Raw genomic sequence first — 23692 nt, forward strand, 5'->3', positions numbered from 1 at the left:
TATGTGATCAATAGTTTAAAACTTTTATATTTACGTGCGTTAGGACGTTACCTAGAAAAAATAAAAAACTTACGCTGATTAAATTATTATAATTAAGTTTACTATTACCCTCGTCCTCTAAGTGTGGTTAGACCTTTGCCAAAATAGCTTAGTAGTAATAACAGAGTTATTATTATCAAGATAGGATAATTTCCCATAAGCATAAAGGGAGTGTTACCAACCCGTGCCTGTATCTCACCACGTAGTACAGTACGCTCAAACTGCGGTGCGCGTTCTACAATACGACCTTTATGGTTAATGATAGCGGTAACACCAGTATTGGTCGCTCGAATAAACCAGCGCCCGTTCTCAAGCGCGCGCATTTGTACCATTTGCAAATGTTGCAATGGTCCTGCTGAAGTGCCAAACCAGGCATCGTTAGAGACCGTCAACAAAAAGTCAGTATCGATGGCATTTTTACGCGTGGTATCTGGATAAGCTACCTCATAACAGATAGCCGTCCCTATATTGTGTCCACGCACCTGTAGCGGTGACTGCTGATCACTACCGCGACTATAGCTCTTAATATCCTGACTACCGGCCAAACTTGGGAAAATATCGAGCACGCCTTCAAATGGAATATACTCTCCAAAAGGCACCAGACGCTGCTTCTTGTATAGGCCTTCCGCTTCTACACCTCGAGCAATCACGCTATTGTAAAATGGGGGATACTTATCCGTACTGGCATTGAATGCCGCTTTATCCTTATAAGGGATACCAGTTATCCATGTCGTATTGGTCGCATTAGCCATTTCTATCATTTCACTAATAAAGCCCGCAGCCTCATCCTGAAACATCGGAATAGATGATTCAGGCCACACCACAACATCACGTCCCCACTCAGTGCGCGTTAACTTCGCATAAATCTTTAGCGTTTCTACTTGATATTGAGTCAGCCACTTTATATCTTGTGAAATATTACCTTGAATCAATGACACTGACAGATCAGGTGTGCCCTTAGGTTTTGTCCATTGCGGATTGACCAGCCATAATGATGTGCTAATGGCCAATAACAGTACAGAAACGACGGCATAACTACTGCGCCGAAGCAGTAGCTCTACTAAACTTGCAGCCAATAGTATGGCAACAAAAGAGACGGCAAAAACACCAGCAACGGGTGCTAAGGACGATAACCAATACTCTTCAGTAAACGCATAACCAACAAACAGCCACGGAAAGCCTGTGAATAACCAAGTTTTTAACCATTCTTGTAGCACCCAAAGAGCAGCAAATGAAAAGGGTTGTTTGCCTACCATACGGTTAAAGGCTAGTGCTAAAAATCCATGAAACAGTCCCATACCGAGACCCATCAATCCAATCATAATCAATGCGAGCCACGTTGGAGTATCGCTATAATCATGGATAGCTGTATAGAGCCAAAAGCCGCCGACGCACCATAGCCCCATACCGTAAGCTTCACCGATAATAAAAGCGCGACGACCACTCATATTTGGCACCAACAGCGCATATAAAATCGCTGGTGACACTATTGCTAGCGGCCAGAACCCATAAGGCGATAATGCAAATAAAAAAATAGCCCCTGCAAGCCATGCTGCTACTAGCGTAAGCCATAGCGGTAATTGATTTAAGTGAGTACTCAAACGCTTTTGTAGACTAATAGTAGACAGGTGCATCGCAAATTATCCAAAATTATGAGCCTTGAATTTTTAATCAAAATCCAAAACTCAGATAGACCCGTTAATACTACAGGCAGCATTTCAAAATAAAAACTGCTTATGATACCAGTCCGCACTGCTCAATGTATAAATTTACGTACCCCGTTTGATGGGTTATTATGCTACATTACCAAACGATATGAAGTGTTACTTGACCTTCTATAGCTCACAATATCTACAGTACATGAGAGAGCACTATGACCCCCTTAAAAATAAAATCCAGTCTTATATTCAATCGTCATCTGTCTAAGGGGTTGCGTGGTACGCTGGTGTTACTTGCCGCCTCATCACTATTTGCTTGTAGCCAACCGAGTAGTGGCGTATCTGATGCAAACACAACATCAGTAACAACCGAAAATGCAACAGCTATCACTTTAAAGGAAGATGAACCAAACGCTAAAAGTGCTCACATGATGACAAGGTCAGTAAGTAAACCAGACCTACTAAAAAACGTCTCAGCTACGGTCTATAAAGATGCCAATTGCGGCTGCTGTAAAGAATGGATAAGTCATGCAGAAGATAATGGTCTAAGTGCAACCGCGCAAGATGTTGCGGACTTAGCCGTATTTAAAGAGCGCTACAGCGTTCCAACTGAGATGCGTTCTTGCCATACTGTAGTCACTACTGATGATTACGTCTTTGAAGGTCATGTACCTGCTAAGTATATGGCGCAGTTCTTAGAAAATCCGCCAGTACAAGCTATGGGTCTTGCCGTACCTGGCATGCCTGTTGGTAGCCCAGGTATGGAGTATCAAAATAAATTCATGCCCTATCAGGTTATGCAGCTCAATAAAGACGGGACGACCCAAGTTTATGCTGATATTGAATCGGTAGAGCAGCAATTATAGTGTGTTAGCAGTTAAGAATACTTTGATTATAGTGTTAGCGTTAAAAGTAAATGAGGCAGGTATAAGACTGTTCTATTGCTTATAAAATGATTCTTCATCAAAAAAATCATTAGCTATTGCGACTTTAAAAGCAAAAATAACTTTGAATTTGTAACTTTTGATGACAATGTAAGCGGATTTATCGGTTATTAACCCTTAAAATAGATAAATAATTAAGGGTTAATACAAGAATATACAGGATGTATCGAAACAATTACGTAATATTACATAAGCCAGTAGGGAATTAACATCTATATTAATATTATAAATTATTATATTATCTTAATAATTAGTTAGACCCTATATAGGGTAATTACTTCATCCAATAAAAAAACGTCTGAGGGTTAAATCTATAATTTAGATTTAACCCTCAGACGTTTTTTTGCTTATAAAACAGTAGAAATTGTTGTCAATTTAGTCAGCTATATTCTGTATATGTTACACAAACTTACATTGTAAAATGTGGAATATTAGCAATTTTTTCAACATCAAAAAAGTATTTTTGGGGTTTTTAAGGGTGATGACAGGCTAAACAGCCTATGCTAAAGTCGGCTTTGTGTTTTGGCCAGCAGCTTGATTTGCAACAGCTTCGTAAGACTTCAATGATGTGCTGTGATCGCCAATAATCATTTTTTATATGAATAATATGCAGCAGAAGTATCAGTCACTATGACGTATATATACTTGAGTTGTTGAAATTTAATTGACTGCGCTGTTGTTGATAACAGACCATTTTGAATTAACCGTAGGTATTAGATTTATGAAACAGGCTTTATTGATTTTGTCAGTACTGGGTATGGGCATAGCACAAACGAGTGGTGCTGCTATCACAATCTCTCAAACAAATAATACCATCACCAATACTTCTGTGGCATCAAACTACGGTTCATCAAAAAACATCTATAGCACTAGCAGTGGTGCTTATGTTTCTAGTAATGACGAAATCAGTCAAGCTATTAGCAACCTAAGTGCGCAGGCTAAGCAAAAAGAGAGTCGGCTTTCATCATTAAACAGCCGCTTATACGCTGAAAAACAACAGCAGCAAGTCAATACAGTTCCTGATAGCAATTCAGCCCCCGCTATCGCTGCTGCTCGTGCTTCACGAGTGGCTCTATCTGGTAGCTCTGGATACTGTGCCCGTTACGTACGTAAAGCACTACAATCAGCAGGTTATGAGTTCACCCCCAATCCTTCAGCCTATCAGTACGCCACTCGTGGCACGCTTGATAAAGCAGGTTTTAGCAAAATCAGTAATGATATGCCAACCCAAGTAGGTGATGTTATTGTCTATGATCGCTCATCAAAGCGTCCACATGGCCATATCCAAATCTTTGATGGCGAAAACTGGATTTCTGATTTCCGTCAGAACAGCATCAGCCCATACAGTGGTGTCTATGCTTATACCACATGGCGTGATTCAAAATACGTGGATGACGCATCCGCATCAGATCGAAATATCTACCTTGCTATGAATGATAAATAAGACCTGATAAGTCAGCACAACATAGTTATTATTTCCTCCAACCCCAGTAGTGATCTTAATATCATTGCTGGGTTTTTTTGTGCTTAACATCAGGGTGTATTTAACCTTTCATGATTTGATCAGTCAGAAATGAACACTACTAATATCATTACTCATGACAAGAATTATCGGCAAGAGCCTTTAATATCCCACATGATACCGCTGGTGCACTACTTGCACATTTCTGGCGCAAAACAGTCAAGTGCTGCTTTAAGTGCATCAGTTCTTCCATTCGTATTTCTACAGCATAAATTTGCTTATCTAGTAAGGAGCTCACATCACCACAGTCTTTATCAGGTTCCTCCCAAAACTCAAGTAAGATTCGTACTTCGTCTAGAGCCATGTCAAGCGTACGGCAGTGTAGGATAAATTGTAGACGCTCAATGTGCTCTTCATTATATAAACGATAATTCCCTGCGCTGCGAGAAGGCTCAGGTAATAAGTGCTCCTTTTCGTAATAGCGAATGGTTTCCACTGTGGCACCTGTGCGTTTAGCGAGCTCACCAATTTTGATTGTCATAATAACCTCTATGATTTAAATAATTAAAGTGGCTGTAAAGACTGGCGCTAGAGAAATTGAATTTACAAAACTGTAGATAGACAACCTTGACTCTAAAGCCACTAGAGGGTTCATAATACCATTATTCAAAGGGTAAATTATTATGAAATATCATATTGAAGGTATGGACTGTGCCAGTTGCATCGGCAAGATTGAAACAGCTTTGAAACGTATGCCTGGGGTTTCTGATGTTGAGCTAAATTTTGCTACAGAAACGCTAGAGCTAAGCTTGGCCCCTGATGCGCCGACTCAGGCTAGTGATATTGAAAAAACCATCAAAAGCCTAGGGTTCGGTATATCTGCCAATACTGGTCAACAAACTGTATCGGCTATTGATATTGACAGCGACAATCAGATGGCTCCGCAGGATAAGCGGTGGTGGCAAACTCAAAAAGGCAAACAGGTTGTTGGTCTCGGTATTTTGATGGGCAGCGCTTATGCACTGTCACTACTGTTCCCCGCTTATGGGATATGGGTGTTTGCCATCGCTGTGATTGTAGGCGTTTTTCCATTTGCACGCAAAGCCTTAGCACTGGCTAAAACAGGTTCATTCTTTTCAATTGAAACGCTGATGTCCGTCGCCGTGCTTGGCGCACTTATCATTGGTGAAGCTGAAGAGGCCGCAGCGGTTGTCTTTTTGTTCTCAATCGGTGAACTGTTTGAGAGTATCGCTGCTGATCGCGCTCGCGCTGGCATCAGAGCCTTATCATCGCTGGTTCCGAAAAGTGCGATTTTACTTGATGCTCAAGGTGGGCAGCGTAACGTTCCAGCGACTTCACTACAAGTGAATGACCTTGTGCTGGTGCGTCCTGGAGATAGGGTATCTGCTGATGGTTCCATTGTTCAAGGTGCGTCCAGCCTTGATGATTCGCCCGTGACGGGAGAGTCTGTTCCTGTTGCCAAGACGATGGGTGACAATGTATTTGCAGGGTCAATTAACATCGATGGTGTGCTCCAAGTGCGCGTAGAAAAGACAGCCGCCGATAACACTATTTCGCGCATTATTGATTTGGTAGAGCAAGCGCAAGCTTCCAAAGCACCCACTGCCCGTTTTATTGAGAAATTCAGTCGTTACTATACACCGGCTGTGATGGCTATTGCCGCCCTAATTATCATCGTCCCACCGTTAACCATGGGCGGAGATTGGTCAACTTGGTTATATCGAGGTCTAGCCTTATTATTGATCGCTTGTCCTTGTGCTCTTGTGCTCTCAACACCAGCTGCTATCGCCTCTGGTCTAGCGGTCGGTGCGCGCCGCGGCTTGCTGATCAAGGGCGGTAGTGCTTTAGAAACCATCGGCCAAGTGAAGACAGTCGCTTTTGACAAGACAGGCACTTTAACTGAAGGCAAACCACGCGTGACCGATGTTGTTGACATTACACAAGAGTATTCAAGTGTTCAAGGTCAGGATTCTCAGGATCAGGGTTCTCAAGGTAAAGATAAGGTATTGGCGCTCTTTGCCAGTGTGGAGACAGGTTCTAGTCACCCGCTTGCTGAAGCTATTGTCAGTCATGCCAAAGCCGCCAAAGTTGTCATACCTGTGGCTTCTAAAGCTTCTGCTACTGCGGGTAAAGCGGTACACGCAACTATCGCTGGGCGCGCGCTAGCTATCGGTTCGCCTGTTTATGCCGCAGATGAGGCATCAATTTCAGCCGAGCAACAGGCACAAATCGAGGCGCTGCAAAATGAGGGCAAGACCGTCTCAGTTCTTTTCGATGAGCAAAGTCGAGAAGTGCTTGGATTGGTCGCACTAAGAGACGAGTTACGAGACGACGCTCATGAAGGTGTGGCTCAACTTAAAGCGATGGGTGTGCGCTCCGTCATGCTAACAGGCGACAACCGCTTAACCGCTCAAGCACTTGCCAGTAATTTAGACGTGGAATGGGAAGCTGAGCTGTTGCCTGAGGACAAACTGCGCTTGCTTAACGAGATGAAGAATAACAGAAAAATAGCGATGGTGGGTGATGGTATTAACGATGCGCCAGCACTAGCAACCGCTGATGTTGGCATCGCGATGGGTGGTGGTACCGATGTGGCCATTGAGACGGCCGATATCGCATTATTAAAAAGTCGTGTTACAGACATGGCCCATCTGATTGCACTTTCGCGTGCCACCATGCGCAACATTCATCAGAACGTCATTTTCGCTTTAGGTCTCAAAGGCGTCTTTCTGATCACGACCGTATTCGGCATTACTGGACTATGGATTGCGGTTCTAGCTGATGCTGGAGCAACAGTGCTCGTTACTCTCAATGCGTTACGTTTACTGCGCTTTAAAGGCGCGCCTCCACTGGTAACTCCGCCTAAAGTAGTTAAATAAAACCCTTCGAAATCAATTAAAAACTAGAGATAGCAGCAGATTTCGGGGGTGGGTTCTAATAATAAAAATTCCACCGCTACAGTAAACTGCAACCGCATTAGAGTAAATAAGGTTAGACCGTATGTTGATTACAGAATTGGGCTATTTTGCCTTGCTTACCGCTTTTGTATTGGCGTTATTGCAGGTAATTCTGCCAACTATTGGTGTTATTCGTAACCAAGTTGCTTGGCAACGACTAGCCCCTAGCTTAGCTTGGGCACAGTTTGCCGCCATGATAACGTCATTTGGCGCTTTGATAGCAGGTTTTTATTATAATGATTTTAGCCTCAGTTACGTCGCGCAGCATTCCAATACGCTGTTGCCTTGGTACTATAAGTTATCGGCGACATGGGGCGGACACGAGGGCTCTTTGCTGCTATGGATGACCATCATGGCCACATGGTGTGCACTGGTATCATACTTTAGTCGCGGCTTGCCGTTATCAATGCGTGCGCGGGTATTAGTTATTTTGGCCGGTGTACAGTTAATGATGCTAACAATGCTGATATTTACCTCGTCACCGTTTGAGCGTACCTTACCCAATCTAGCGGTCGATGGCGCTGATTTAAATCCTGTCCTACAAGATTTCGGTCTGATTATTCATCCGCCCATGTTATATATGGGCTATGTGGGTATGGTAGTGCCTTTTGCATTTTGTATGGCGGCATTGTGGGAAGGGCGTTTAGATGCTGCTTGGACACGCTGGTCACGTCCATGGGCGCTGGCGGCTTGGGGATTTTTGACCATTGGTATTGCACTGGGCTCGTGGTGGGCCTACTACGAGCTTGGCTGGGGCGGTTGGTGGTTTTGGGATCCGGTAGAGAACGCCTCGTTTATGCCTTGGCTTGTCGGCTTAGCATTGCTGCATTCATTAGCAGTCACTGAAAAGCGCGGGGTGTTTAAAGCATGGACCATCATGCTGGCTATTTTCGCCTTTGCCTTAAGCTTGCTTGGCACGTTCCTGGTACGCTCTGGAGTCCTTACCTCAGTGCATTCGTTTGCCGCTGATCCGACGCGTGGTTTGGTTATCTTAGCTATTCTTGGCATTATCATCGGTAGTGGTCTATTGATGTTTGCCGTTCGCGGTTGGCGTTTAACCGTTGAAAGTCAATATCAGCTGATTTCACGTGAGTCCTTTTTAGTGATCAACAACGCCATCATTTTGATTGCAACCTTAGTGGTGTTGCTCGGCACCCTCTATCCTATTATCGCTGATGCCTTTGGTTTAGGACAAGTGTCCGTCGGCCCTCCTTATTTTAATGCATTATTTGTACCTTTAACGTGGCTGTTATTAATAGCTATGGGTATGGGCTCAAATATTCGCTGGAAAAAAGACACCCGTCCACTACTGGGTATAGGCATGGTCATCGCCGTTAGTAGCTTAGTATTAGCCGCCATTATTACTTACTTTGTTAATCCATCGTCTATGCTTAATATTGGTGTGACTTTAGCCGTTAGCTTTTGGGTACTGCTATGGATGGCAGTTGATTTTAAAGATAAAACTAAGAATGCGCCTAATCTTTTTAACGGTTTGCGGCAGTTGCGTCTGAGCTATTGGGGTCAACAGACTGCTCATATTGGCGTATTGGTTGCTGTCATTGGCATAGCCTTTACTAGTAGCTTGAGTATTGAGCGTGACGTAGCAATGGGTATTGGCGATACAGTCAATGTTCAAGGTTACGATTTTGAAGTAACTGAATTTTTTGAAATAAAGGGGAGTAACTTTGATGCAACGCAAGCTGAGGTTGTAGTGACTAAGAATGGCCAAGAAGTGGCAACGCTATATCCTGAAAAACGTACGTATATTATCAGCACTATGCCAACAACTGAGGCCGCTATTGACCCCAATCTTATGCGCGATGTTTATGTCGCACTGGGCGAACCTATTGCCGATGGTAGTAACCAATGGGCATTAAGGATTTATGTAAAACCATTAATTCGCTGGATTTGGTTAGGGGCAATTATCATGGCTCTAGGTGGATTAATTAGCATGCTTGATAAACGATACCGCATCAAAAAAGTTAAAGCTCCATTGCTAGTTACTGGTGATCTGGCTACTGATGGAGTCAATGAGGTAGCTATTGAACAGGCAATCTCAGCATCGACGATGTCGACACTAAAGGAGAAATAAATGACTATGTCGAATAATACTCCTGAGCAAAAAGATAGCCAAAACAGTAAGCAGCGTAACCCAAAGACAATGAAAAAAAAGCAGACGAAGCTATGGTTCTTAATTCCGCTTATCCTCTTTTTTGGTTTGGTAGTTATATTGTACATGCGCTTAGGTAAACCAACAGACATTGTGACCAATACCGCTCTTGAGCGTCCGGTTCCTACCTTTGAGCTGCCGTTATTAGCAGATACTACCCGTACTATCACCAATGATAATTTGCCGGATAAGCCGTTTTTACTTAATGTTTGGGGCTCATGGTGCCCAACTTGCGTTATTGAGCATCCGTTTTTAATGCAACTAGAAGAGCGCGGCGTTGATATCGTTGGTGTGAATTATAAGGATGAGATTGGTAATGCGCTCAGTTACTTAAACCGAGGCGGTGATCCATTTTCTATGTCTATTCAGGATTCATTGGGTCAGTTTGCTCTAGACTTAGGCATAACTGGTGCGCCCGAAACCTTTGTTGTGGATGGAGATGGCATCATTCGTCAGCATATTGTTGGTGAGGTTAATGAAGCCAATTGGCAACAGCGTGTTAAGCCGTGCCTGACCGTACTTAATGAGGCTAATAAGAACAACGATAGTCCTGATCTCATTCAGGTTGAGGAGATGTGCAAATGAACGTTATTCGAATAAGAGCTCCTCAACTAAAACCCAATATAGTTTTAAAACTAGCAAGCTTAATACTAGCGTGTCTGCTTAACATGACGGCAAACGCAGCTATTGACGTATACGATTTTGACTCACCACAGCAAGAAGCTCAGTATCGTGGATTAATAGAAGAGTTTCGCTGCCCAAAATGCCAAAATCAAAACCTTGCAGCCTCTGATGCACCGATTGCACAGGATCTAAAGCAAAAAGTCTATGATTTAATTAAAGATAGACGTAGTGATGCTGAAATACGCGTCTATATGCAAGAGCGCTACGGTGACTTTATTAGCTACAAGCCGCCTATGCGACCATCAACATGGATCCTATGGTTTTTTCCACCACTATTATTGCTCGTCTTAATTATTGGTTGGTTTTGGCAAAGTAAGCGTCGCCAAGTTGTTGCCCGTGGTCAAAGCGGCGTCACAGTGAACAGTACTGCTGCCTTGACCTCTACGGAAAAGGCTGAGCTTGATCGTCTATTATCGCAAGCTGAGAGTGTCGACCACGACATTACTAGCCTAGAGGACAAAAAATGACTCTATTTTCTACTTTTGGCTTATTTGTAACTCTAAGCTTGCTGATTGCTCTTATATTTGCGCTGATTGCTATTATGCCATGGCTACGAGCACCGCGTTTGCAGTCCAAACCAATAGACAATCAACTGCTAGATATTAATGTTGCAGTATTTCGCGAACGTTTAGCTGAGCTACAAACAGATAAAGACAGCGGTACTATTAATAATAGCCATTATCAAAATCAAAAGCTGGAGCTTGAGCGTCAGCTATTAGATGCGCAGCGTCAGATAACACCTATGGTCACCCCTGATGTCAAAAGCCGTTTAATTGTCGCAGCTTGGATCCCAATATTGGCTGCAATGGCGTATTTACTAATAGGCAATCGTACGCCCGTGTTTGATTTGTGGACAGCTGAGGACAAAGTAGGACAAGTGGCTGACGACCTATTGACAGCTAAAATTGACAAGCCGCCATCATGGGCGTTTGAAGATGGTCGTCAACTGATTAGCGCCATGCAAACCAATGTTCATCGTAATGCTGATGATCCTAATCGCTGGATGCGCCTATCCGAGCTTTTCTTATCTATGGAGGCAACTGATTCTGCGCTGGAAGCCTTATCTCGTGCCTATCGTTTAGCTCCTGAAAATGAAGAAATCGCCACCACTTATGCTCAGACTAGCTTTTTCGTTAATGAAGGTCAGTTAGACGCCAATATTCGCCGTGTATTACAAGCTATATTAGCTAAGAATCCGCAGCATGAACGGGCTCAAATGCTCATGGCAATGGGTGAGACTCGTAGTAGTAACTTTGCCCAAGCGCAAGGTTGGATTAAACGCTTACAAGGCAGCATTGTGGCCAAACCAGGTGATCATACTAAAGCTTTAGCAAGCTTAGATGAGTTAAGCAACTACGTTAGCACGCAAGAAAAGCAAGCGCTAGAAGGTATTGACGTGACAGTGAAAATTAACGCTAATTTATTACCGTTAGTGAAAGCTGATGATGTGTTGTTTGTTGCGATACGTGACGTTAAAGGAGGTCCACCGTTTGCCGCCAAACGTTTACCCATTAGTGTTATTGAGCAAGGTGAGGCCAGTATCCGCTTAAGCAATCTTGATGCGATGATGCCAGATCGCACGTTAAATTCAGCTCGTAGTGACAAAACTCAGTTAGCAGTCGTTGCTCGTATTAGTCATAGCGGTAATGCCATAGCAGAGTCAGGCGACTTATCGGGTAATCCGATAGTGATTAGTGCTGAACAGACTCAGGTTAATATTGAAATCAATCAACAGATTCCCTAATAAAAAATTATTACCGTAAGTTTCATAATACCAGAGCGGTAAGTGGAGCCGTTTTTAAAAGTGGCGCTATTAATAGTCGTATACTAAAAACATATACGTTTAACATTGTTCATTGTATAAACACAGATAAAGAAAACAACTATGACTGAATCTACCGACAGATTAGATAGTACTAAATTGAATAGCGTTGAATCGGCTAGTACTAATATTGCTGACAATAAAGTACCTATAGCTGTGAGTAGTACTCATCAATCAATTGACTCTAAAACCATGAATCATACGCCTAAAGCTATGTACGTAACCTCAGGCAACTCGATAACACCTAAAGGTAAGTTGAATAAAATGCCAAAAATGGTTGCCAATGGCAGTCGCGCTTTTATCTGGTATTTGTTGGCGATAATGGTATTAATACTTGATCAATGGACTAAGTGGTTGGCCCAAACCAAATTAGCGTTCAATGACCCCGTACCGGTCATTGAACCATTTCTCAACTGGACACTCGCTTATAACTATGGGGCAGCATTTAGCTTTTTAGCCGACGCTGGCGGTTGGCAGAAATGGTTTTTCTCAGGCTTAGCTTTTGTAATGGCTATCTTTTTAACGGTTTATTTAATCAAAGCGCCACGTGCAGCCAAGCTATTGTCCATGGGGTTAGCCTTAATGCTCGGTGGTGCGATTGGCAACTTAATCGATCGTTTAAGAATTGGTAAAGTGGTTGACTTTATCCATGTGCATTATGCTGATGTCTGGAATTATCCTATTTTCAATGTTGCAGATATAGGTGTCTGTGTCGGTGTCGCATTGATTATAATTGACATGATATTTTTAGAAAGTAAGCGTAATAAATAAGCACATTGATGCCGATTATCACAAACAAAATGAACTAGCGTCGTAGTCACTCTATACGGAAAAATACTTTTTATACTTGAGTATGTTTATAAAATGTGAACTGGAAGGTAATGTATGACTGGTATAGGTACTCACTCATTTTAGGTCTTAAAACCCAATACTTAAAAGCTCTGCGTAGAGCCATTATTATAGAGACATTGAATAATCCATAAATTCTTTATTGATAATAACAAAAGGAAAATATAGTGTCACAGGCTCAGCCAACTATTGAAAAAATTCACAGCCTTAGAAAAAAACAAGAGACCGCGTTAAAAAGTCTTACCCTTATAGGCTACCTAGAAGGCACCTCTTTCTTATTATTGCTCTTCATCGCCATGCCACTAAAATATATGCTGGATATTCCAGAAGGTGTGAAATACATCGGTATGGCACACGGTATTTTGTTTATTACCTATATCATAATACTTATAGGCTCAGCTATCAAAATGAAAATGCCTCTTTGGGCAATACCTGCGGGCGTACTCGGCTCACTCTTACCTTTTGGCCCATTTATATTCGATCATTTACTAAAAAATAACTTACAGAAAAGTGTAAGTAAAGAAGCCTAGAACAAGCTCTGCTACAAATGATACAAATGATACAAATGATACAAACGTATATTATTACTCAAGATTATTTTTCCTAACTAAATTACAAGCCGCCATCACTCATCATGGCGACAAATGAATAATATTGAGCAGAAATTAATCACAATAAAACTTTGATTCAGACCCAGTATGAATAGTCTTACACTCTAGTTACTTTTCCAACTTATCTTACATACTATCGACAAACCCGTCTTGTTTAAAAGCTAAACAGGTTTTGTCATCCGCGATGGATTTCCTGTTATCGTAGGGTATACCCCAAGGAAACCAGTTATTTTACCTTTCAAACCTATTAACAGACTACTTAAAGCAGACTGTTAGCATGGAACCATCTATAACAGACTTTTGAATTATAAGACTGGCTGCTGTGCTTTTTTCCTATCATTAGCCTATACCTAAAAAATAAAACCTCTAAACGATAATATATCTATCATTAGACTTGTTATTAATATTAAATGATAGTAACATCTTATTATTATCAATAAACATTGATTATTAAGTCTAAATAATATAGGTGGCGTTATGACCATTCGTATTTATGTGAGAGCCAGCACTAAGGATCAAGACGCTAAGAGAGCCTTGTCTGACTTGATTCGCTTTAGCCAAAGCTATGATGATAACCATGTTGAGTACGTTGAGCATTTCAGTGGTACGAAGCTTGATAGACCAGCACTCACTCTGTTACTCAATGACGCTGAGGAAGACGATATTCTGCTGGTTGAAAGCGTGGATAGATTAAGCCGGCTATCTCAAGATGATTTTGCAATTCTAAAGCAGCGCATCAAAGACAAGGGCTTACGATTAGTGGTGGCTGATCTACCAACGACGCATACAGTTAATAATGGCATGACAGGTGAGATCCTAACAGTGATTAACCATATGCTGATCGACTTATTAGCAACGATGGCAAAGCTTGATAACGACAAGCGTAGAGAGCGTATCAAGCAGGGATTGGCTAACAGTGGCTATAAGCCCTCCGGTAAGAAGCCTAATACAACGAAACACAATCGTATTAGAGAATTAGACAGTCAAGGCAATATGACAAAAGAGGAAATCGCTAAGGCAGTTGGTGTTGGCGTAGCTACTGTTTACCGGGTGTTAAAGCCAGGCTCATAGCTGAGGTATTTTATTTTATTTTTGTTCATAAACAGCTGATATATAAGGCTTTACACGCGAGGCAAGAAGGCTTTATTTGCAGAAATAGGTACTCTATTACTACGTAGCTGTGTTAAGAACGGTGTATTTTCATCATTCAATTTCGTTCAATTATGCCCACTTAAAACGCCCTTCGATCTTTATCTAAAGACATCACAGCGTCATATAAAAATCGATTTAATGCAATGAGGCTTCATTATAATCATTATATTGCATTCATAATCGCTTTTCTGCAAAATGGCTTATCTATAATCGCTTGAGCCACTCATAATGAATACCCCTACCTCAGACCCTATTGGCGCAGCATGGCTTATCCGTTATGCCAGCATCGAGCTGGTTTCCCCTTTATATGTCAGCAGCAGTATCGGTGGGCGCAGACAAACCTATAAAGACGGTGACGTCATTCATAACGCTTATCAGGAAACCGCGCGTCCACTGGACACTATCATTGCGCACTTACAGTTTCACATGCGTCATGAAGTGCTGAATTTAGAGTTACTGGTTCGTCTATTTGAGCAGGTAGGTGCTGATGACGTACAAGCATGGGTAAACGCTGAGCCGACAGGTAGCTATGCCCGTAGAATGGCTTTCTTATATGAATGGCTTATGGATAAGCGTTTAGAGGTACCGAGTAATATAGGCGGTAACTATGTGGATGCTTTGGATACCAAGAAATTGGTTACTTCAAGTCCTTCGCAGGTCATCAAGAACGCTCGCTGGCGTATCAATGACAATCTAGCAGGAACGCGTCATTTCTGTCCGATACTGGTGAAAACAGAGGCCTTTACGCAAGCAGCTGCACTCGATATTGCCATGATGGTTGACAAACTTAACGATGAATTTGGGCAAGACTTACTGATGCGCGCCTCCGTATGGATGACACTACGAGAGAGTAAAGCCAGCTTTACTATAGAAGGTGAGGGAAAAGAGTTAAAACGTATTGAACGTTTTGCCGATGTGATGGCACGACGTACCGGCACCGGCGACATTCCGCTTGACCCTGAATCACTAGCAGAGTTGCAACAAGAGATACTCGGTAGCAAAACAGTTATCCAGCAGTATGGTGTCCGTCAATCACCAGTTTTTGTGTCGCATACTCAGGTCAATGGCTTTAAAGAGATTGTGCACTATATTGCGCCACCTGCTGATGACATTGCTAACAAGCTCAAAGGGTTACAGGCATTTATGGAAAAGACTGAGGGACAATCAGCACTGATGCGTAGTGCGGTTGCCTCCTTTGCTTTTGTATATATTCATCCGCTGGCGGATGGCAATGGCCGTGTACATCGCTTCTTAATTAATGACGTCCTCAGGCGAGACCAGGTCATTCATGAGCCGATTATCCTACCTATATCACAAGCCATTGCTGAGCATCCCTCAGACCGTCATGCCTATGACAAAATTTTAGACCGTGTCTCTGTGCCGCTTATGAAGCAAATCCGTGATCATTACAGCTTTGATAAAAAGGCAGTTACTTACCCTGATGGTATTCGCTCAAACTTAAATTTTGAAAACACTCACCTCATTCAACCTGCATGGCGCTTTATGGATCTAACGCCTCACGTTCAGTACTTATCAGGACTCATTGCTCATGTTATTGAAAAAGAGATGCATAACGAGTCACAGTACCTAAGAAAGCATGACCATGCACGACTGGCGATGAAAGAGATTATTGAGATGCCCAACAGCTATGCCGATAGAATCATTCGCAGCATGCTACAAAATAAAGGTGCTAAAAGTAATAAGCTACTTAAGGATTATCCGTTTTTAACAAATGATGAGGTTTGGGATGACATTTTTGCTGTCGTTGTAGAGACCTTTAAAGATGAGACAGATGAATTGAATAGGTAGAACAGACCCTGCTATATGCAGGGATGTCTACCTTGACGATTAAGCTGGTATAAATATCATCGTTGCGATGATGATTCGGCTATAAGAGATTCGGCTGAAATACCATAGCCTAAAACGTAATCAATATTTTTCTTGACCCTATTTACGCTAATAAACTACTTAAAACAGACTGTATAAAAGGAACTGCTGATAACAGACCATTGTAATTTGACAAGCCTTGATACAGATAGTCAAAATGATTTTGAGTATTTGAGTATTTGAGTATTTGAGTATTTGAGTATTTGAGTATTTGAGTATTTGAGTATTTGAGTATTTGAGTATTTGAGTATTACTTCGCTTCTTTAGTTATGATAACCCCAGTTCGGGATAAGCGCTCAAAAAAAAGATAAAAAAAGAAGTCCAAAGTTGCTAAAGTAAGTTTACCAAGACAAACTTCACAACAAGGACTTCTTACATGGACAACCTAACCGAACTATACTGCCATATTGACGACTTTTATTAGCAATTCAAACCTGAGTTTGACGCTCATTTAATCGCAACGGGCCGTCAACGGCTAAGAGCATGCAAGATAAGTGTAGCAGAGATTATGACCATCTTGGTACTGTTTCATCAACTGCGGTATCGACAGTTTAAGTCTTTTTACTACCATCACATGCTTGGCATGATGAAGCGGGAGTTTCCAAACTTGCCCAGTTATTCACGGTTTATAGAGCTGATACCACGCAGTATCATGCCATTATGTGCCTACTTGCAAAGCATGATGGGCGACTGTACGGGTATCAGCTATATTGATTCAACCAAGATAGCAGTTTGTCATAACAAGCGTATCTACCGTCATAAAGTCTTTGAGAGTATGGCGCAAAGAGATAAAGGTAGTATGGGCTAGTTTTACGGCTTTAAGCTGCACGCCATTATCAATCATAAGGGCGAGCTTTTATCTGTTAAAGTCACTGCGGGTAATATCGATGACAGAGTGCCTGTTAAGGATATGGCAACGTCTGTGTTTGGCAAGGTGTTTGGGGATAGAGGCTATATCAGTAAAGCACTAAACGAGTGGCTCACAAAACACAGTGATACCATGTTGATCACCAAACTTCGGCGTAATATGAAACCCCAATTACTTGAGCCTATGGATGAGGCACTACTCAATCATCGCTCTTTGGTTGAAACGGTGTTTGGAGAGCTTAAAAACTTGTGCCAAATCGAACACTCACGCCATCGTAGTGTCACGGGGTTTATCACAAACTTGCTGTCAGGGTTGATTGCTTATTGCTGGTTTCCCTATAAACCCACCATCAAAAACATGCCTCAGCAGGGACAGGTAGCCACATTGTAAATAGTATCAATGAGTTACAATGTGGCTTATCCCGAACTAGGGTTATGATAGCTATCAGCTTTGGATGTACTAGCTTTGCCCCTGACCCATTCTCTACGTAGAACGCAGCAAGTTTATGACCATGATCAGTAGCAAACTGTATGAGCTCATTTTTGGCACGCTTGGCATCTTGCTCTTCAGGTAACGTTTTATGGTGACTTTAGATAGGATATAGCTCTAAAACAATCTCGTTCCCTTCTGTTAATGTTGGAGCTTAACCGTGCTCGATATTTTACAAGCAATTCCTAATTGGCATCTTGCAGGGCTGTTTTTGGCGGGTATGATTGCTTTTGTGATTTCCACCATATCAGGAGGTGGCGGTGCACTTTTACTTATACCTGTCACCTCTGCGCTGATAGGGATCTCGGCTGCGCCACCCGTGATTAATTTAGGTAATTTCATTAGTCGCCCTTCACGTCTTTATTTATTTTGGCATCATATCGACTGGTCGCTAATAAAGTATTATGCGCCAAGCGCTATCGTTGGTGCGTGGTTAGCTGCATTATTATTTAGCCGTCTTGATGGGAGCTGGATTCAGTTATTAGTGGGTGCATTTTTGATATCTACCGTCTTGCAGTATCGTTTTGGCAAAGTAGAAAAATCTTTTAATATGCCTAAACTGGGGTTTGTGCCTTTAGGTTTTATTACGGCGTTCATTAGCACACTCGTCGGCGGTTTGGGTCCTGTGCTCAATCCTTTCTATATGAATACGGGATTACAAAAAGAAGATTTAATCGCTACTAAAACAGCTAATTCATTCTTTGTAGGATTGGCTCAGATTGGTAGTTATACTTTTTTTGGCGTATTGACTGCCAATCTTTGGATTTATGGCTTTGCTTTAGGGCTTGGTGCTGTGGTTGGCAACATCATTGGTAAGCGCTTTTTAGCAGGTATGAATATCAAGCAGTTTAGAGTGATGCTGATCCTATTAATGGTCATTAGTGGCGTAGTGATGATTGTCCAAAACGTCATGATTCTGTTTTAAATTAAACCAAAGTTATCTGACAGTGAATATATTCATTATCACTGCTAGAGCTAACAATACTGATGTAAAAACAAGCTACGCGGACCATAGCTGAAACGCGGGATACTCAGATAGGGATAGATAACTAAGAATTCATTCGAGGCATGGTTGCCTGTGCGGTACTAATTCTAAATAGTGAGCAGCAAGCAAACCTTTGCCACCGTATTTACTCATGGTCCCACTGTTAAAAAGTCTTTAGTAGAGTTATTAAGCCATATACCTCTTCTGCGGGAAGCTGAAAATGAGCTGTCTGTTATGTTTAATCAAGACTTTCTATAGTCATCCGTCCAATTATTTCACTAGCAAAACACCATAGCCGTTTTTTACTTCTTTACTAATAGGTTATACAGCTATTGATAGCACCACTTTCAAAAGCTGTCCTACATACGGTTCTAGTATTATGAAACTTACTGTAATAATCATTTGTTAAGGGATCTGTTGATTGATTTCAATATTAACTTGAGTCTGTTCAGCGCTAATCACTACTGGGTTACCTGATAGATCACCCGACTCTGCGGACGCAGTCCCACTATGGCTAACACGAGCAACGACTGCTAACTGAGTTTTGTCGCTACGGGCAGATTGTAACGTGCGTTCTGGCATCATCGCATCAAGATCGCTTAAACGGATACTGGCTTTACCTTGCTTGATGATACTAATAGGTAAACGTTTGGCGGCAAACGGAGGGCCCCCTTTCACATCACGTATCGCTACAAACAACACATCATTGGCTTTAACCAATGGTAATAGACTCGCATCAATAGAGACGGTAACTTCGATACCTTGCGCGGCTTGCTGCTCTTGCGCGATGACATTAGCACTTAGCTCATCAAGGCTCGCTAGCGCTTTACTATGGTCACCTGGTTTGGCAGCGATGCTCTCACGTAAACGCTTAATCCAACCTTGCGCTTCTGCAAAGTTACTACCACGTGCCTCACCCATTGCCATTAGCATCTGCGCACCTTCATGCTGTGGATTTTTGGCAAGGACATCTTGTAATACACGGCGGCTACTGGCATCAAGCTGACCTTTATTGGCAAAAAAGCTAATCTGCGCATAAGTGGTCGCAATCTCTTCATTGTCTGGTGACAGACGGTAAGCGCGTGACAAAGCTTCAATCGCTGAGTCGGTAGCTTCAAGCGATAAAAACAGCTCTGACAAACGCATCCAGCGATCAGGATCATCGGCATGACGATAAACGTTGGTCTGCATCGCGCTGATTAATTGCGTACCATCTTCAATCGCCCAAGCTGGTGGCTGGTCAATCTTACCGGTTAATAAATCATCGGCTACTTGGGCAACTTTATCTTCTGCTGTCCACAAGTCAAACACCGGTGTACGGTCACCAACCAAAAAGTAAGCCAATCCTGCAAGTACTGGCACCCATACCATGATAATCAAACGGCTCTTGATACCAGGTGCGACCATAGGTGTTACTTCACGCTGAGCATCCAATAGCTGACGCTCAAGCTCAAGCTTTTGGTTTTGGTAGTGAGCATCATCGATGGTGCCACTGTCTTTGTCTGTTTTTAGCTCTGCCAGACGCTCGCGAAACACCGCCACGTTGATATCTAGTAGCTGGTTGTCCACAGAAGTGCCTGATGTACGCGTGGCGCGCAGCCATGGCATGATGGTAATAACAGCAAGGAGTAAGGCAATCAGTAAGCTTAGGGCAATAAATAAGCCAAAAGTAGAGAATATGGTCATTTTTTGTCCTCGGGGCTTGTGGTGTCATGAGCGTCATTATCGGTGCTATTGGCACGCGATAGCAGACGATCAAGTTCGGCTTTTTCGGCGGCAGTCAGCTCCGAGGCGGTATTATCTACCGTCACTCTACTCTGACCGCTCGCTACCAGCTGGCGGCGACGGCTTTGCCAAAACCACCCTATCAATAATACGATCAGTAGCAATGGCGGAAAAAACCATAAAATCCATGTCGATGGACGTACAGGCGGCTTGTAGCTGATAAAATCGCCGTAGCGCTCTTGCATATAAGCACGAATCTCACCATCACTACGTCTGTCTTTAATCAAATCATAGACTTTTTGCTTTAAGTCTTGGGCAATCGGCGCATCAGAACCTGCCAAGTTTTGGTTTTGGCATTTCGGGCAACGTAGCTCTTCGATCAATCCTCGGTATTGTGCTTCTTGTTGGACAGAATCAAAATCATAGACGTCAATCGCCGCATAGCTGGTCACACTTAGGAGACAGGCAAGTATTAAGCTCGCTACTTTTATCGTAACGGCCTTTATTGAACGGGCTATCATTTGCACACCTCTTCAACCTGAATCGCATCTGGACTGACGTTATTATCATTGGCATCATTGAGTACCGTTAAGCAAGGCTCAATACGATCTTGCCAGTTACTCTCGTTAATCTCACCAACAATGTGCTGGCGAATAACGCCTTCACCATCGACAGTGAAAGTCTCAGGCGCACCCGTCAACCCTAAGTCCAAGGCAAACTGGCCGGACAAATCCTGAATAGACATGGAGAATGGGTCGCCGCCACGATTTAAATATCCTAGCGCATCACCGATGTCATCTTTGTAATTAACACCAACCAAATTGACTCCGCGCTCTTCTAATTGCATTAAAAAAGGATGCTCAATAACGCAAGTTGGACACCAAGAGCCCCAAATATTCATCAAAAAGGGCTCATCAGGTAAGTTGTCATTGGTCATGATCCGACTGGTATCGGACAACAATGGCAGCTCAAACGCTGGTACTGGGCGTTCAAGCGCGGTATTGGTTACGATTTCAGTCGGCTGCCCCAAACGAAAATAAAGCATAACCATAACAGCAGCAAAGATGATCAGCGGGATCAAAAACCATATTCTAATTTGGCTTTTTTTCATTGTTCGATTACCTTTTGTTTCAGGGGGTTGCTCGGAAAAATGATTAGACTTAGTCATTTTGCTTCTCCCCTATTAGTGTCGTGTTATTAGTAGTGCTTTTAACATCTAAATCAGTAACCGTCGTAAAGCCTGACTTACTCGCTGCAATTTGTGCAGGGGTCTTGGATGTTTTGAGACGATAGCGCCTATCAAGCATACTCAGCAGACCACCCAATGCCATAATAATAGCGCCGAGCCATATCCAACGAATCAATGGCTTCACATAAATACGTACGGCCCATTTATTACTGCCTTCAGCTATAGGTTCACCAAGTGCGACGTACACATCACGCATCAGACTGTCATCAATCGCTGCTTCGGTCATTGGCATCATGCTAATAATGTAATTGCGTTTTTCAGGGTATAACGTAGTCACAGCACGGCTATCTTTACTCACTTCGACCTCAGCTTGGGTCGCATCATAGTTACTGCCTTTGACTTCGCGGAAGCCTTTAACGGTGAAGTCGTAACCTTGGACATGGACCGTTTCGCCAACACTCAATGCCACATCGCGCTCGATACTCAAGGTACTGGTAAAGGCAACACCGATGACCGCTACAATCACACCAATATGTGCCGTTTGCTGACCCCAGTAGCTTAAACGCAGCTTATTTAAGCCTTGCAAAAAGCTTGGTGCATTTTTGGTTTTGTCTTTGAAATCAACCACCATCCAGAACAGTACCCAAAAACTTACTGCTAGTGTTACACCAATATTAAGCATGGCAGATGGACTGACAAAGTAAGTGATGACTGCAGCTAATACTAGACTGCTCGCCGCAATGACCATTCCAACGCCTAACAATGGACGCTTATCTTGTTTCCAGCGGATATTGGAGCCCATACCCATGGCAACCAGCAATAGCCATGTTAAAGGCACAAATAGCGCATTAAAGTACGGAGGACCTACCGATACCTGACCCAAGCTAAAGGCGTCGGCAATGATAGGATAGAGGGTACCAAGCAATACCACTAACGTTGCAATCAAAATGATGACGTTGTTAATGACTAAAAATGACTCACGCGAAACCAGTTGATACTGACTTTCAATCGTCAAACGCCAGCCACGCAGCGCAAACATCAGCAAACCACCACCGACGATGATGCCAAGAATCACTAAAATTACCAGACCACGAGTGGGGTCAGCGGCAAACGAATGCACTGAGGTAATAACCCCTGAACGTACAAGGAAAGTACCCAAGAGACTTAAGGCAAAAGCAAAGATAGCCAGCATAATGGTCCATGCTTTAAAGACACCGCGCTTCTCAGTCACTGCCAACGAATGCAGCAAGGCTAAACCGGCAAGCCAAGGCATCAGTGAGGCGTTTTCTACAGGATCCCAAAACCACCAGCCGCCCCAGCCAAGCTCGTAATACGCCCACCAAGAGCCAAGTGCGATACCAACGGTCAAAAACCCCCAAGCCGCTAGCGCCCATGGACGCGACCAACGTGTCCATACTGCATCCAAACGCCCTTCCCACAATGCCGCCATACAAAAAGCAAATGGCACCGCTAAGCCCACATAACCCATATACAGCATCGGCGGATGAAAAATCAAACCAAAATCTTGTAGAAGAGGGTTTAAGTCAGCGCCATCGACTGGCAGATTGGGCAAGGTACGATCAAATGGCGACGAGGTAAAAATCAGCATCGCTAGCATCATGACCTGCACACCGGCCAATATCACGAGTACCCGCGCGCGCATCGACAACGGTAAGCCACGGCTAAAATAGGAGACCAGCGCGCACCACGTGGCCATGATCGTCATCCATAGCAGTAGCGAGCCTTCGTGTCCGCCCCACGTTGCTGATAACTTATAATACCAAGGCAGCAAGGTATTAGAATGCTGCGATACGTACACAAGGCTAAAATCATTATAATAGAAGCCTGCCATCAACGCGCCAAACGAGGTAATCATGGCAGCAAACTGCGCCCATGCAAGACTCGGCGCCAAACGCTGCCAAGCAACATGGTCACGCATAACGCCAATAGTTGGTAACACTACCTGGAAAATCGCCAAGATTAAGGCGGCTAGCAAGGCAAAATAACCCAATTCTGTGATTAACATACGGTCTAACCCTGTTTACTCTAATATGATTTAAGCTCACTGTAACGGTTGGATTTTTATTATTGGAAACTATTGAAATTTACTGCTATCTCTAGCTCCAATTGTTTTCGAAGTGTTTTGAAAAGCGTGCCGAAAGTAATAGACAATCATAAAT

18 protein-coding genes and 1 pseudogene are annotated in these 23692 nt (G+C 43.0%); 13 read left to right on the plus strand and 6 right to left on the minus strand.

What is annotated here, in order from left to right; translation table 11 throughout:
• Positions 1 to 104 precede the first annotated feature (104 nt).
• Positions 105 to 1673 carry an apolipoprotein N-acyltransferase gene (gene lnt, locus CXF61_RS00080; RefSeq protein ID WP_045448063.1) on the minus strand — a complete coding sequence of 523 codons (1569 nt, stop codon included), beginning with the start codon at positions 1671 to 1673 and terminating at the stop codon, positions 105 to 107.
• A gap of 239 nt (positions 1674 to 1912) precedes the next feature.
• Here lnt and CXF61_RS14225 point away from each other — a divergent pair, with 239 nt between their 5' ends.
• Both CXF61_RS14225 and CXF61_RS00090 read left to right on the plus strand, forming a co-directional pair.
• The gene (locus CXF61_RS14225) at positions 1913 to 2563 is read left to right on the plus strand and encodes a DUF411 domain-containing protein (protein ID WP_011513677.1); all 651 of its coding nucleotides are present in this window, start codon (positions 1913 to 1915) and stop codon (positions 2561 to 2563) included.
• A gap of 799 nt (positions 2564 to 3362) precedes the next feature.
• Entirely contained in the window at positions 3363 to 4085 is a 723-nt protein-coding gene (locus CXF61_RS00090; protein ID WP_011513678.1) for a CHAP domain-containing protein, read from the plus strand.
• A gap of 148 nt (positions 4086 to 4233) precedes the next feature.
• Here the strand turns inward: CXF61_RS00090 and cadR are convergent, their stop codons facing one another.
• On the minus strand, positions 4234 to 4644 hold the full coding sequence (cadR, locus tag CXF61_RS00095; RefSeq protein WP_011513679.1) for a Cd(II)/Pb(II)-responsive transcriptional regulator: 411 nt from the start codon (positions 4642 to 4644) through the stop codon (positions 4234 to 4236).
• Positions 4645 to 4786: 142 nt separating this feature from the next.
• Here cadR and CXF61_RS00100 point away from each other — a divergent pair, with 142 nt between their 5' ends.
• The 11 genes and pseudogenes from CXF61_RS00100 to CXF61_RS00155 all read left to right on the plus strand — a co-directional run bounded on the left by CXF61_RS00100 (position 4787) and on the right by CXF61_RS00155 (position 18538).
• Complete coding sequence (locus CXF61_RS00100) at positions 4787 to 7003, plus strand: heavy metal translocating P-type ATPase (protein ID WP_058368778.1); 2217 nt, start codon at positions 4787 to 4789, stop codon at positions 7001 to 7003.
• A 121-nt stretch (positions 7004 to 7124) separates the two neighbouring features.
• Complete coding sequence (locus CXF61_RS00105; protein ID WP_058368779.1) at positions 7125 to 9173, plus strand: heme lyase CcmF/NrfE family subunit; 2049 nt, start codon at positions 7125 to 7127, stop codon at positions 9171 to 9173.
• Positions 9174 to 9836, plus strand: coding sequence for a DsbE family thiol:disulfide interchange protein (locus tag CXF61_RS00110; protein ID WP_082638013.1), 663 nt, complete (start codon positions 9174 to 9176; stop codon positions 9834 to 9836).
• An 83-nt stretch (positions 9837 to 9919) separates the two neighbouring features.
• The gene (locus tag CXF61_RS00115; protein ID WP_020443538.1) at positions 9920 to 10402 is read left to right on the plus strand and encodes a cytochrome c-type biogenesis protein; all 483 of its coding nucleotides are present in this window, start codon (positions 9920 to 9922) and stop codon (positions 10400 to 10402) included.
• On the plus strand, positions 10399 to 11679 hold the full coding sequence (gene ccmI / locus CXF61_RS00120; RefSeq protein ID WP_045448072.1) for a c-type cytochrome biogenesis protein CcmI: 1281 nt from the start codon (positions 10399 to 10401) through the stop codon (positions 11677 to 11679). The genes CXF61_RS00115 and ccmI (CXF61_RS00120) overlap by 4 nt, the downstream gene beginning before the upstream one ends.
• A 141-nt stretch (positions 11680 to 11820) precedes the next feature.
• A complete protein-coding gene (gene lspA, locus CXF61_RS00125; protein WP_045448075.1) occupies positions 11821 to 12528 on the plus strand; it encodes a signal peptidase II in 708 nt (235 codons plus the stop codon).
• A 245-nt stretch (positions 12529 to 12773) separates the two neighbouring features.
• Positions 12774 to 13136 (plus strand): DUF3817 domain-containing protein, encoded by a 363-nt coding sequence (locus CXF61_RS00130; RefSeq protein ID WP_087813587.1) that lies wholly within the window; start codon positions 12774 to 12776, stop codon positions 13134 to 13136.
• A gap of 558 nt (positions 13137 to 13694) precedes the next feature.
• Complete coding sequence (locus CXF61_RS00135) at positions 13695 to 14288, plus strand: recombinase family protein (RefSeq protein ID WP_165596711.1); 594 nt, start codon at positions 13695 to 13697, stop codon at positions 14286 to 14288.
• Positions 14289 to 14597: 309 nt separating this feature from the next.
• A complete protein-coding gene (locus CXF61_RS00140) occupies positions 14598 to 16178 on the plus strand; it encodes a Fic family protein (protein WP_165596712.1) in 1581 nt (526 codons plus the stop codon).
• 454 nt (positions 16179 to 16632) lie between these two features.
• A pseudogene (locus tag CXF61_RS00145) lies at positions 16633 to 17514 on the plus strand (IS982 family transposase).
• Positions 17515 to 17773: 259 nt separating this feature from the next.
• Positions 17774 to 18538: a sulfite exporter TauE/SafE family protein gene (locus tag CXF61_RS00155; protein ID WP_227522957.1), complete on the plus strand. Its 765-nt coding sequence runs from the start codon at positions 17774 to 17776 to the stop codon at positions 18536 to 18538.
• A 465-nt stretch (positions 18539 to 19003) separates the two neighbouring features.
• Here the strand turns inward: CXF61_RS00155 and ccmI (CXF61_RS00160) are convergent, their stop codons facing one another.
• From ccmI (CXF61_RS00160) to CXF61_RS00175, 4 genes are read right to left on the minus strand one after another with little or no spacing between them, the layout of a single operon-like run.
• Positions 19004 to 20284, minus strand: a complete 1281-nt coding sequence (gene ccmI / locus CXF61_RS00160) for a c-type cytochrome biogenesis protein CcmI (protein ID WP_165596713.1) — start codon at positions 20282 to 20284, stop codon at positions 19004 to 19006.
• A complete protein-coding gene (locus CXF61_RS00165; RefSeq protein ID WP_165596714.1) occupies positions 20281 to 20844 on the minus strand; it encodes a cytochrome c-type biogenesis protein in 564 nt (187 codons plus the stop codon). The genes ccmI (CXF61_RS00160) and CXF61_RS00165 overlap by 4 nt, the downstream gene beginning before the upstream one ends.
• On the minus strand, positions 20841 to 21491 hold the full coding sequence (locus tag CXF61_RS00170; RefSeq protein ID WP_102091629.1) for a DsbE family thiol:disulfide interchange protein: 651 nt from the start codon (positions 21489 to 21491) through the stop codon (positions 20841 to 20843). Before CXF61_RS00170 ends, CXF61_RS00165 begins: the two co-directional genes overlap by 4 nt.
• Complete coding sequence (locus tag CXF61_RS00175; RefSeq protein ID WP_165596715.1) at positions 21484 to 23538, minus strand: heme lyase CcmF/NrfE family subunit; 2055 nt, start codon at positions 23536 to 23538, stop codon at positions 21484 to 21486. The genes CXF61_RS00170 and CXF61_RS00175 overlap by 8 nt, the downstream gene beginning before the upstream one ends.
• Positions 23539 to 23692 lie beyond the last annotated feature (154 nt).

The organism is Psychrobacter sp. 4Dc, from assembly GCF_002836715.1.
Classification (GTDB): Bacteria; Pseudomonadota; Gammaproteobacteria; order Pseudomonadales; family Moraxellaceae; genus Psychrobacter.